Annotated in this window: 9 protein-coding genes and 1 tRNA gene; 8 read left to right on the forward strand and 2 right to left on the reverse strand. The window is 63.5% G+C overall.

Features of this window, described 5'->3' with window-relative positions; translation table 11 throughout:
• Positions 1-56 precede the first annotated feature (56 nt).
• From ACVOMF_RS11470 to aroA, 4 genes are all read left to right on the forward strand, one after another.
• Positions 57-869 (forward strand): FHA domain-containing protein, encoded by an 813-nt coding sequence (locus ACVOMF_RS11470; protein WP_481509407.1) that lies wholly within the window; start codon positions 57-59, stop codon positions 867-869.
• A gap of 140 nt (positions 870-1,009) precedes the next feature.
• Positions 1,010-2,095 carry a 3-phosphoserine/phosphohydroxythreonine transaminase gene (serC, locus tag ACVOMF_RS11475; protein WP_481509408.1) on the forward strand — a complete coding sequence of 362 codons (1,086 nt, stop codon included), beginning with the start codon at positions 1,010-1,012 and terminating at the stop codon, positions 2,093-2,095.
• Between the two features lie 50 nt (positions 2,096-2,145).
• Positions 2,146-3,372, forward strand: coding sequence for a prephenate dehydratase (pheA, locus tag ACVOMF_RS11480; protein WP_481509409.1), 1,227 nt, complete (start codon positions 2,146-2,148; stop codon positions 3,370-3,372).
• 176 nt (positions 3,373-3,548) lie between these two features.
• Positions 3,549-4,862 (forward strand): 3-phosphoshikimate 1-carboxyvinyltransferase, encoded by a 1,314-nt coding sequence (aroA, locus tag ACVOMF_RS11485; protein ID WP_481509410.1) that lies wholly within the window; start codon positions 3,549-3,551, stop codon positions 4,860-4,862.
• Here aroA and ACVOMF_RS11490 read toward each other — a convergent pair.
• Both ACVOMF_RS11490 and ACVOMF_RS11495 read right to left on the reverse strand, forming a co-directional pair.
• The gene (locus ACVOMF_RS11490; RefSeq protein WP_481509411.1) at positions 4,846-5,343 is read right to left on the reverse strand and encodes an energy transducer TonB; all 498 of its coding nucleotides are present in this window, start codon (positions 5,341-5,343) and stop codon (positions 4,846-4,848) included. The genes aroA and ACVOMF_RS11490 overlap by 17 nt on opposite strands.
• Positions 5,344-5,445: 102 nt before the next feature.
• Positions 5,446-6,096, reverse strand: coding sequence for an energy transducer TonB (locus ACVOMF_RS11495; protein WP_481509412.1), 651 nt, complete (start codon positions 6,094-6,096; stop codon positions 5,446-5,448).
• A 113-nt stretch (positions 6,097-6,209) separates the two neighbouring features.
• On the opposite strand from ACVOMF_RS11495, the gene serS reads away from it, so the two are divergent.
• From serS to ACVOMF_RS11515, 4 genes are all read left to right on the forward strand, one after another.
• Positions 6,210-7,487, forward strand: a complete 1,278-nt coding sequence (serS, locus tag ACVOMF_RS11500) for a serine--tRNA ligase (RefSeq protein ID WP_481509413.1) — start codon at positions 6,210-6,212, stop codon at positions 7,485-7,487.
• A gap of 627 nt (positions 7,488-8,114) precedes the next feature.
• Positions 8,115-9,107 (forward strand): LysR family transcriptional regulator, encoded by a 993-nt coding sequence (locus ACVOMF_RS11505; RefSeq protein ID WP_282267030.1) that lies wholly within the window; start codon positions 8,115-8,117, stop codon positions 9,105-9,107.
• 67 nt (positions 9,108-9,174) lie between these two features.
• A tRNA-Ser gene (locus ACVOMF_RS11510) sits at positions 9,175-9,264 on the forward strand.
• A 234-nt stretch (positions 9,265-9,498) separates the two neighbouring features.
• The gene (locus tag ACVOMF_RS11515) at positions 9,499-11,028 is read left to right on the forward strand and encodes a sensor domain-containing diguanylate cyclase (RefSeq protein WP_481509414.1); all 1,530 of its coding nucleotides are present in this window, start codon (positions 9,499-9,501) and stop codon (positions 11,026-11,028) included.
• Positions 11,029-11,316: the final 288 nt, after the last annotated feature.

The following is an 11,316-nucleotide window of genomic DNA, read 5'->3' on the forward strand; positions in this document are numbered from 1 at the left end:
GTCCAAGCCTTGCGTACACCTTCTGCATGACCGGATGACCTGCTAGTCTGCTGCCGGTGCGCACTCTGCAAGTCCATTTCAGTAATCGTCAGCAGCCGGATCAGTCATTGATGCCGGGTGTCCAGCGCATTGTGCGCCACGCCTCGGGTCAAGTCCGGTTGGGCGATGGCAGTGTTGGCCCATTGCTGTTGGCGCAGTTCTGCACTGATCAGCGCGGGGTCTGGCTGCAGGTTGCCAATGGCGGCCGCGGCATCCATGTCAATGGCCGCCCGGTGCGGCGCATGGCGCTGTTGCGGGCCGGTGATTCGGTCTATGCAGACGGCGCGGAGATGTTGCTGCGTGGCGAGTGCGAACAGGTGCAGCATCCGCCTGAAGCCCCAGATGGCGGTAGCGATGACCTGCGGGTGCTGCTGCGCGGAGTAGGTGGGCGCCACCACGGACGCAGCTTTACCCTGGACAAGCCGCGCGTCATCGGCAGTGATCCGGCCAGCGACATTCTTATCGACGACCCGGCCTTCGCCGCGCGTCATGCCCGTTTCGAGCGGCACGGTGACAAGGTGCTGCTGCGCGACCTGGGCTCGGCCGATGGCAGCCAGGTCAACGGTGTAAGCACCCGTCATTGCTGGCTGCAGGCCGGCGACCAGGTGGTGTTCGAAGGCAATCACCGCTTCGTACTGGAAATTCCGCTGGGCCCGGTTTCTGCGGGTGCGACATTCCCGGTCGAGGATGATGACGAGCCGGTGGCGCTCAAGCCATCAACGCTGGCACCGGCAAAGCCCAGGCTGCCGCGGCGTTGGCCCTGGCTGCTGCTCAGCGCCTTGCTGCTGGGCGCGGCGATCAGCGCCTTGCTGCTGTTCGGGGCACGCTGAGCAATGGCATCGGCAGCAATGCCGCCGATGCCCGGGCAGGGCGAAACGACAGACTGGAATGGGTGCAGATGCAACCTTTTCCGGATGACCCAAGGCTGTTGCGCTGCGGCATACTAGGGGTTCTGCTCAACAGGTGTGACATGACGCGCGCATTCAATTTCAGTGCCGGCCCTGCGACATTGCCGGAATCGGTCCTGCGCCAGGCGCAGGCGGAGATGTTGGAATGGAATGGCGTAGGTGCGTCCATTGTCGAGATCAGCCATCGCAGTGCCGATTTCATGGCCGTTGCCGCTGAGGCCGAGGCTGATCTGCGTCGTCTGATCGGCATTCCCGGCGACTACGCGGTGCTGTTCCTCGGTGGCGGTGCCACCACCCAGCAGGCCTTGCTGCCGCTGAACTTCGCCAGCCCCCGCCAGCGCGTGGACTATGTGGTCAGTGGCCACTGGGGCAAGACCGCGGTCAAGCAGGCCCAGCCCTATGTGGATGTGAACATCGCCGCCAGTGGTGAGGCCAGTGGCTACCGGGACATCCCGGCGCGCTCGCAATGGCAGCTGTCGGACGATGCGGCCTACGTGCACATCACTGCCAACGAAACCATCCACGGCATCGAGTTCCGCGACGTACCCGATGTGGGCGACGTACCGCTGATCGCCGACTTCAGCTCGTCGATTGCTTCCGAGCCGATCGATGTGTCGCGTTATGGCGTGATCTATGCCGGCGCGCAGAAGAACCTTGGCCCGGTGGGTATTGCCGTGGTCATCATCCGCCGTGACCTGCTGGAGCGTGCTGGCCAGCCGCGTGCCGATATCTTCGATTACCGCTCGCATGTCGCCCGCGATTCGATGTTGAACACGCCGCCGACCTGGAACTGGTATCTGGCCGGGCTGATGTTCAAGTGGATGCTGGCCCAGGGCGGTGTGGAAGCCTTTGCCAAGCTCAGCCTTGCCAAGTCATCGGCGGTGTATGACGCCATTGATGGCTCTAGCGGCTTTTATCGCAACGACGTGGCCGCTGCCGTGCGTTCGCGCATGAACATCCCGTTCTTCCTGCCTAGCGACGAGCTCAATGCGCGTTTTGTCAGCGAGTCCAAGGCGGCCGGCCTGCTGGCGCTGAAGGGCCACAAGGCGGTCGGTGGCATTCGTGCTTCGCTGTACAACGCGATGCCGCTGGAAGGTGCGCAGGCGCTGGCAGCATTCATGCGTGATTTCCAGCAGCGCAACGGTTGAACCACTCCCGCCGTGCGCACTGCGCCGGCCAGTAACAGGTAGACGATTCCATGGCGACCAAGCCAAGCAAGACCGCCAGCAAGGCCAAGCCGGCCACCGCAGCCAAACCTGCCGCCAACAAAGCGCCGGCCAAGAAGATTGCAGTCAAGAAAGCCGCCGTCAGCAAGAAGGCCGTTGCAGAAACGCTGACCGTCGCCAAGCCGGTGCTGTCGGATGTGCGCGCCAAGATCGACCAGATCGATCGCAGCATCCAGGCCTTGATTGCCGAGCGGGCCAACTTCGCCCATCAGGTCGGCAAGGCCAAGGGCAAGCTCGCGGCAGCCGTTGACTACTACCGCCCGGAGCGCGAAGCACAGGTGCTGCGCATGGTGGTGGACCGCAACGAGGGCCCGCTCAGTGACGAAGTGCTGGTGCATGTCTATCGCGAAATCATGTCGGCGTGCCTGGCCCAGCAGGAGCCGCTGAAGATCGGCTACCTCGGCCCGGAAGGCTCGTTCACCCAGCAAGCCGCGCACAAGCACTTTGGTCGCTCGGCGCTGGGCTTGCCGCTGGCCAATATCGAAGAGATCTTCCAGGAAGTGGAAAGCGGCAACGCCGATTTCGGCGTGGTGCCGGTGGAGAATTCCGGGCAGGGCACGATCCAGATCACCTTGGACATGTTCCTGACCTCCAACCTCAAGATCTGCGGCGAAGTCGAGCTGCGCGTGCAGCAATACCTGCTGTCACGCACCGGCCGCATTGAAGACATCGAGCGCATTTACGCGCATCCGCAGGCCTTCATGCAGACCTCGGCCTGGTTGCGCGCCAACCTGCCCAAGACTGAAAAAGTGCCGGTTTCCAGCAACTCCGAAGGTGCCCGCCGCGCCCGCAACGCGGAAGACGCAGCGGCCATCGGCGGCGAGAGTGCAGGGCACGTCTATGGCTTGAAAAAGGTGGTAACCAAGCCGATCCAGAACGACGCCGACAACACCACGCGTTTCCTGGTGATCGGCCGCCAGCTGTTCCCGTCCTCAGGCCATGACCGTACCTCGGTGCTGGTCTTCATCCACGACAAGCCGGGCGCACTTTTCGACGTACTAAGCCCGTTCGCGCGCCACGGCATCAGCATGAACCGTATCGAATCGCGGCCGTCGCACCAGGCCAAGTGGGAATACGGCTTCTTCATCGATCTCGCCGGGCACATCGAAGACGAATCCATGCAGGCCGCGTTGGCCGAGCTCAAGTCGCATTCGGCGCAGATCAAGGTACTCGGCTCCTATCCGGTCGCCGTGCCGTGAGTTCCAAAGCCCCTCTCCCCGCGGGAGAGGGGTTGGGGTGAGGGTTGGCTGGCCGAGAGTCTTCAATTCGCTGCAGCCATGTGCTCCCGCACCCTCACCCGCACTTCGGGCACCTTCTCCCGCAGGGAGAAGGGTTTGCTGACGCGCTCTGGCGCACTGAATAGTAGAGAGACCGCATGAGTTCCCAGCCCTACTGGATTGCACGCAAAGGTTCCGCCCTGCAGGGCACGCTCGCCATACCCGGCGACAAGTCGGTATCGCACCGTTCGGTGATGTTTGCCGCATTGGCCGATGGCATATCGCATATCGATGGTTTTCTGGAAGGCGAGGACACCCGCGCCACCGCCCATATCTTCGAGCAGATGGGTGTGCGTTTCGAAACACCGTCTGCCTCGCAGCGGATTGTCCATGGCGTAGGTGTGGATGGCCTGAAGGCGCCGCAGGGCGAGCTGGACTGTGGCAACGCCGGCACTGGCATGCGTCTGCTGGCGGGCCTGCTGGCCGCGCAGCCGTTCGACACAACGCTGGTCGGTGACGCGTCGCTGTCCAAGCGGCCGATGCGCCGGGTGACCGGGCCGCTGGCGCAGATGGGTGCACGCATCGACACCCAGGACGATGGCACGCCGCCGCTGCATATCCATGGTGGCCAGGCACTGCACGGCATCGATTACGAATTGCCGGTGGCCAGTGCGCAGGTGAAGTCGGCGGTACTGCTGGCTGGCCTTTACGCGCAGGGCGAAACCTCGGTGGTCGAGCCGCATCCGACCCGCGATTACACCGAACGCATGCTGCGCGCATTCGGCGTGGAGATCGAGTTCGAGCCGGGCAAGGCGCGTCTGCGCGGCGGTCAGCGCCTGCGTGCGACCGATATTTCGGTGCCGGCGGACTTCTCGTCATCGGCGTTCTTCATTGTTGCCGCCAGCATCATTCCCGGCTCGGAAGTGCGCTTGCGTTCGGTCGGCTTGAATCCGCGCCGTACCGGCCTGTTGGCTGCGCTGCGTTTGATGGGCGCGGACATCACCGAGGAGAACCATGCCGAGCACGGTGGCGAGCAGGTCGCGGATCTGGTGGTGCGTTACGCCCAACTGAAGGGCGTGGAGATTCCGGAAGCGCTGGTGCCGGATATGATCGACGAGTTCCCGGCACTGTTCGTCGCTGCCGCTGCCGCCGACGGCCAGACCGTGGTGCGCGGTGCGGCCGAGTTGCGGGTGAAGGAATCTGATCGTCTTACGGCGATGGCGACCGGCCTGCGTGACCTGGGCCTGCGCGTGGATGAAACCGACGATGGTGCAACCATATTCGGCGGCCCGCTCGGCAGCGGCACCATCGAAAGCCATGGCGATCACCGTATCTCGATGGCCTTCGCCATTGCCGGCCAGCTCAGCACCGGTGAAGTGCGCATCAATGATGTCGCCAATGTGGCGACCTCGTTCCCGGGCTTCGACAGCCTGGCCAGTGGTGCTGGTTTCGGACTCAGCGTCCGGTCCTGAACTCCACCGGCACCTGCACCACGCTGCTGACGGCGCGTCCATCCCGCATTGCGGGCTGGAAGCGCCAGTGCTGCAGTGCTTCGATGGCGGCCTGGTCCAACGCTGGATCAACGCCGCCCTCATGCCCGACAACGCTGGCATGGCTGACCTTGCCGTTGGCATCCACCTGCAGGCGCACGATCACATCGCCTTCGACGCCGGCATTCAGCGCTGCGGCGGGGTAGTCAGGCGTCGGATTGCTGCTTAGCGGCTCGGCATCGCGATTGCCTGCAACACTGACCACCGAGGTGGTCTCGGCCGTGGTAATGGACACCGGGCCAGCAGCCACAGGTGTCTGCAGGGTGCGGTAGCCCAATAGGCTGAAGACGCTAACAACCGCAAGCGCCAGCAGGCCCCACAACCAAGCTGCAGCGACGCCATGCGGGCGGGCCGGTACTGAATGGTGAGTTGTGCTGTGCTGGGGGATGCTGGACATCGACATGTTGGCTCTGCGTAACGTCTACGCAGCAAGTCTGGTCCCGCACTCCCAAACGGCGAATGACTTTTGGCATGAACCGGCTCCCTTGGGGAGCCGGGGTTCAGCTTACGGCGCTGGCTTGAAGTCGAACGGGATTTCCAGGCTGCCCTGCATGGGCTGGCCATTGCTTTGCGCCGGCTGGAAACGCCAGTTGCGCACGGCTTCCTGGGCGGCACGATCCAGATCACGCGAGCCGCTGCGCTGGATTACCCGAACGTCCAGCGGCGCGCCGCTGGCGTCGACGTCCACGTGCACGATTACCGTGCCGCTTTCACCACGGCGCAACGCAGCAGCAGGGTATTCCGGGGCGGGGCTCTGGCCGGGCAGCGGCACCGGCTGGTCGCTGGGGGCGCTGGCAGGTGCTGGCGCTGCGGGCGCGGTATCCACCGGTGCCGCCTGGGCGATGGGCTGCGGCGGCGGTGCAGGCGCGGTTTCCACCAGTTCCGGGGTTTCTTCCACGGCTTCCGGGCGCGCGTCGGGCATGTCGCTGGCGCCGGCACCAGCGGGCAGTGGTGCGGGCAATGGCGCCAGTACCGCACTGTTGGCCTGTGGCTGGGCCGGATCGGCACGGTAGAACTCGTTGTGGCGGCGGGCATTGAGCCACACCACCAGGAACAGCAATACACCGACGCCAAAGGCGATGCCGGCAATCTTCAAACTGCTGCGCGGCAGGTGAAACGTGAAGTTCTGGTCGGAGCGGGAGCTTGGGGCGGACATGGTCTTGACCGTGTGGATCAGGCCGATTCTTGCACAGGAAAGGTGAATCACGCGGCAGAAAGGCGCAGTTCGCGCGATAATCTATGGCTCACACCCGTACACAGTGCCCAGCCATGCTTGATCCAGCCCTTCTTCGCCAGCAGCCCGCCGAACTTGCCGAACGCCTGCGCAGTACGCGCGGCTATGTGCTGGATGTGGCCGCCTTCGAATCGCTGGAGGCTGACCGCAAGCGCATCCAGGTGCGCACCCAGGAGCTGCAGAGCCTCCGCAACAGCCGCTCCAAGTCGATCGGCCATGCCAAGGCCAAGGGTGAGGACGTGTCGGCGATCATGGCTGAAGTGGCCGCCTTCGCCGATGAGCTGAAGAGCTCCGAGGCGCAGCTTGATGTGCTGCGCGAGCAGATCGAGACCCTGTCGATGGGTATCCCGAACCTGCCCGCCGCCGACGTACCTGCCGGCAAGGACGAGAGCGAGAACGTCGAGCAGCTGCGCTGGGGTACCCCGCGCGAATTCGACTTCCCGGTGCTCGACCACGTCGAACTGGGCGCCCGCAACAACGGCCTGGACGCGGAAACCGCCGCCAAGCTGTCCGGTGCGCGCTTCACCGTGCTGCGCGGCTCGATCGCCCGCCTGCACCGTGCGCTGGGCCAGTTCATGCTCAACCTGCACAGCAACGAGCATGGCTACGAAGAAACCAATGTGCCGGTGCTGGTCAATGCCGACTCGCTGCGCGGCACCGGCCAGCTGCCCAAGTTCGAGGAAGATCTGTTCAAGACCGCGCTGGGCGAATCCACGCGCTATCTGATCCCGACCTCGGAAGTGCCGCTGACCAATATCGTCCGCGACGAGATCATCGATGCAGAGCGTCTGCCGGTGCGCATGACCGCGCATTCGATGTGCTTCCGCTCGGAGGCTGGCAGCGGCGGTCGCGACGTGCGCGGCATGATCCGCCAGCACCAGTTCGAGAAGGTCGAGCTGGTCAGCATCTGCGCCGCCGAAGACAGCGAAGCCGAGCACCAGCGCATGACCGGCTGCGCCGAAGCGGTGCTGCAGAAGCTGGGCCTGCCGTACCGCAAGGTGCTGCTGTGCACTGGCGACATGGGCTTCTCGGCGATCAAGACCTACGATCTGGAAGTCTGGCTGCCGTCGCAGCAGACCTACCGCGAGATCTCCTCGTGCTCCAACTGTGGCGACTTCCAGGCGCGCCGCATGCAGGCCCGCTGGCGCAACCCCAACGGCAAGCCGGAGCTGGTGCACACCCTCAATGGCTCGGGCGTCGCGGTAGGCCGCGCAATGATCGCGGTGATGGAGAACTACCAGAACGCCGACGGCTCGATCACCATCCCGGAAGCGCTCCGCCCGTACATGGGCGGCGCAGAACGCATCGCCTGACCATCAGGCGATCCCACTGCTGATCCGGCATGTAGTGCTGAGCCAAGCTCGGCAGCGGCCTGCCCGACAATGCTCTGGCGATCCGTAGTGCCGAGCCATGCTCGGCATGGGCCTGCCCGATAACGCTTCGGCACCCGTGCCCACAAGGCCTTTGACCCTTGTGGGAGCGGTGTAAACCGCGAAGCTGGATCAGCTGGAATTGCAGAAAAGCCCGCAATCGCAAGGATTCCGGGCTTCGCGGCTCACGCCGCTCCGACAAAAGCGGGCAGCCAAGCACTGGTAGTGCCGAGCCATGCTCGGCAGGGGCCTGCCCGTTAGTGCTTCAATCGCCACGCCCCAACACTGCAAAGCTGCAGCGCTTTGTGGGAGCGGCGTGAGCCGCGAAGCCGGCAGCGCTGAAATTGCACGAAAACCGTCGACCACACGGATCGCCAGCTTCGCGGCTTACGCCGTTCCTACAACAGCATGCCGCCCCCGGACGCTTCGGCCTTCAAAAATGAATGGGCGCCGCCATAGCCCGGCAACCAACACCCTGAACCTTCAATCAGGACTGTTTGAGGTCTGATTTGTAAATACAGGACAAAGCTGATTAAATTAACCGGTTCGTTCCAATAGTGGGATCAATCCATGCAGGACCTCAACGACCTCTATTACTTCGCCATGGTGGTCGACCATGGCGGCTTTGCTGCCGCCGAGCGAGCGCTGGGTATCCCGAAATCGCGCCTCAGCCGGCGCATCAGCCAGCTTGAGACCGACCTCGGTGTGCGCCTGCTGCAGCGTTCCACGCGGCGCTTTGCGGTCACCGATGTCGGCATGAGCGTGCATCGGCATGCGCAGACCATGCTGGCCGAAGCGCAGGCAGCGCGCGAGGTGGTGGACAGGCTCAGCGCTGAACCTCGCGGGCTGGTGCGCGCCAGTGTGCCGGTGTCGCTGGCGCAGATGCAGTTGCCCAAGCTGCTGCCGAAATTCCTCGAGCAATACCCGAAAGTGCGGTTGCAGCTGAACATCAGCAATCGCCGCGTCGACATCATCAATGAAGGCTATGACGTCGCCCTGCGCGTGCGATCGCGCCTGGATGACGATGGCAGCCTGGTGATGCGCAGCTTCGGCCAGGTGCAGGAACTGCTGGTGGCCAGCCCGGCCTATCTGGATCGGGCAGGGCGGCCGGCCTCGCCGGAAGACCTGGGCAATCACGTCACCTTGAGCATCAGCGAAGATGAGGCGCGGCAGCGCTGGGAGCTGCACGGTCCAGGTGGTGAAGTGCGCCGGGTCGAGCTGCAGCCGCGTGTGGCCGGCTTCGATTTCCCGTTGTTGCAGGCGATGGTCAAGGATGGTTTCGGCATCACCATGCTGCCGGAGACCGTCTGTGCCGAAGCCGTGCGCAACGGCGAGCTGGAAGTGGTGTTGCCGGACTGGTCGCTGCCGCAGGGCATCTGCCACGCAGTGTTTGCTTCGCGGCGCGGGCTGTTGCCGGCGGTGCGGGTATTCATCGATTTCCTGGCCGAGCACCTGCCGACCGAGCTGGAGGCCTCGCGTCTGCACTGTGGCGGCGCCTGCGAGCGGGCCAAGGAGAAGATCCGCGCCTCGATGGCCGGTTCGCTGGCAATCGAGGCGGGTTGAACAAAAAAGCCCGCAGGCATGCGAGAATGCGCGCCCCGGAAACATATCCGAGGTAGCTGTACGTTACGGGCAGATGGCCGAGCGGTTTAAGGCACCGGTCTTGAAAACCGGCGAAGGGTTAAACCTTCCGTGGGTTCGAATCCCACTTTGCCCGCCAGATATTCAAAAAAGCCGCTGACATCAGCGGCTTTTTTGTGCGCGGGCATATTGACTGCGTAGTTGATGGCAGCGAAATGACACCGGTATCGGGCAATCAGGACAGTCCCGCTGGTAAACTGAATACAGCTTGGGGGAGCTGCGCGCCCGGGCATGCATGGGCTTGTCGCGGCACCACCTTCAAGCGTCCGCGTTGGGATCCATGGATTTACGAAAACTTATTTTGGTGCTCACGTTGATCGGAGCACTGGTGCCGTTCGCCAATACGTTCTACGCCGGCTACACCGTGCAGCGCCAGCAACTGGTGGACACCACGCTGGACGGCAACTACGCCTACGCCAACAAGCTGGCCAAGAGCACCGAGGACTTCCTGCAGGCGTCCCAGCTGCAACTGGCCTACACGGCGCAGCTGCTCGCGATGAAAATGGACGATGTCTCCCAGTTGGGGGAGGAAGCCGCGCGCCTGCGCATGATGAGCAAGAGCTTCAATTCCATCACCATCTTCGACGCGGGCGGCAAGGTGCTTGCGACCTCTCCCGAAACCTTGGGATTGCAGGGGCGGGTACTCAGCAGCGAGGCGGTGAAGACTGCCTTGCGTGAGAAGCGGCCGTTGATCAGCGCGCCGTACCAGTCCGCGACCGGCAATTTCATCGTCTTCATCAATCACCCGATAGTTTCCCCGTCCGGCCGCTATCTTGGTGCGATCGGTGGTGCGATCTACCTGCAGAAGGAAAACATCCTTGATCGTCTGCTCGGGCAGCACTTCTACGTGGATGGGTCCTATCTGTTTGTGGTCGACAAGCAGAAGCGCATCATCTATCACCCGAATCCGGACCGGATCGGTGATTTCGTGGAGAAAAATACCGTGGTCGACCGCGTTGCCTCGGGCGAGGCCGGCAAAGGGCACGCGGTCAATTCACAAGGTGTGAAAATGCTGGCTGGCTACGCGCCGGTCGCTTCGACCGGCTGGGGCATCGTCGCCCAGCGCCCCGAGGAGGTCACGCTCGCACCCCTGACCCAGCTGATGCAGAGCACCTTGTACCGAGCGTTGCCAGCAACGATTCTGACCTTGATCCTGGTCCTGTGGAGCGCGCGGCTGATCTCGCGTCCGCTGCGTTTGTTGGCCGACGGCGCGCGCAACATGGAAGATCCGTCCTCGGCCAAGGATATCCGCTCGGTGAAATCATGGTATTTCGAGTCGCGCGAGCTCAAGAAGGCCTTGCTGGTCGGTGTGGATGCCATCCACAAGAGCTTCAGCAAGCTGCGTGAGGACACCACCACCGATCCGTTGACCAAGCTGGGCAACCGCCGTCGCCTGGACGAAGCACTGGCGAACTTCGAGAGCCAGGGCAATACGTTCTCGGTGATCTCGATCGACATCGATCACTTCAAGCAGATCAACGACGGCCATGGCCATGATGTTGGTGACGCGGTCCTGCAGCAGCTTGCGCAGCGCATGCGCGAGGCCTGTCGCGCCTATGACGTGCCGCTGCGTGTCGGCGGCGAGGAGTTCCTGATCCTGCTGCCTTCCACCACCTCGGTTACAGCGGCGCAGGTGGCCGAGCGTCTGCGTGTGGCGGTGGCGGAGATGAAGATCGCCAAGGTCGGCGCGATCACGATTTCGATGGGCGTGGCCAACTGGCCGCAGAGCAGTTTCGAGATCGACGCCGTGCTGAAGGCAGCGGATGAAATGCTGTATGCATCCAAGCGTGCTGGCAGGAACCGGATTTCGGTGCAGCAGCGTGAGAGTGCCACGATCTCATAGCACCAAGATTGCCTGGTCCGGGGATGCAGCGAGGCCAGGTGCTGGCTTCGAAGCGGTTCATTAAATTGCTCGAGCCGTGCAGAACCAACGCTGGGCGGCTTTGTTTGTGGGAGCGGCGTAAGCCGCGAAGCACGCTGTTCATCAGACGACGCAGTTGCCTGGGGCCAGGCAACGTCAGCTTCGCGGCCTACGCCGCTCCTGCAGGCAAATACCTGTTGCTCGGGCCGTCAAGCAGCAGGCTGCGGTCATCTGCGCTACCCTTGCGCCGCTTCCATCCCCGTGTTCCCT

Source organism: Stenotrophomonas sp. STEN022 (genome assembly GCF_056760155.1).

What these genes read in the sequence shown, in the direction of transcription:
- serC (WP_481509408.1), top strand. Translation starts at nt 1,010, where the DNA reads ATGACGCGCGCATTCAATTTCAGTGCCGGCCCTGCGACATTGCCGGAA.
- pheA (WP_481509409.1), top strand. Translation starts at nt 2,146, where the DNA reads ATGGCGACCAAGCCAAGCAAGACCGCCAGCAAGGCCAAGCCGGCCACC.
- aroA (WP_481509410.1), top strand. Translation starts at nt 3,549, where the DNA reads ATGAGTTCCCAGCCCTACTGGATTGCACGCAAAGGTTCCGCCCTGCAG.
- ACVOMF_RS11490 (WP_481509411.1), bottom strand. Translation starts at nt 5,343, where the DNA reads ATGTCGATGTCCAGCATCCCCCAGCACAGCACAACTCACCATTCAGTA.
- ACVOMF_RS11495 (WP_481509412.1), bottom strand. Translation starts at nt 6,096, where the DNA reads ATGTCCGCCCCAAGCTCCCGCTCCGACCAGAACTTCACGTTTCACCTG.
- serS (WP_481509413.1), top strand. Translation starts at nt 6,210, where the DNA reads ATGCTTGATCCAGCCCTTCTTCGCCAGCAGCCCGCCGAACTTGCCGAA.
- ACVOMF_RS11505 (WP_282267030.1), top strand. Translation starts at nt 8,115, where the DNA reads ATGCAGGACCTCAACGACCTCTATTACTTCGCCATGGTGGTCGACCAT.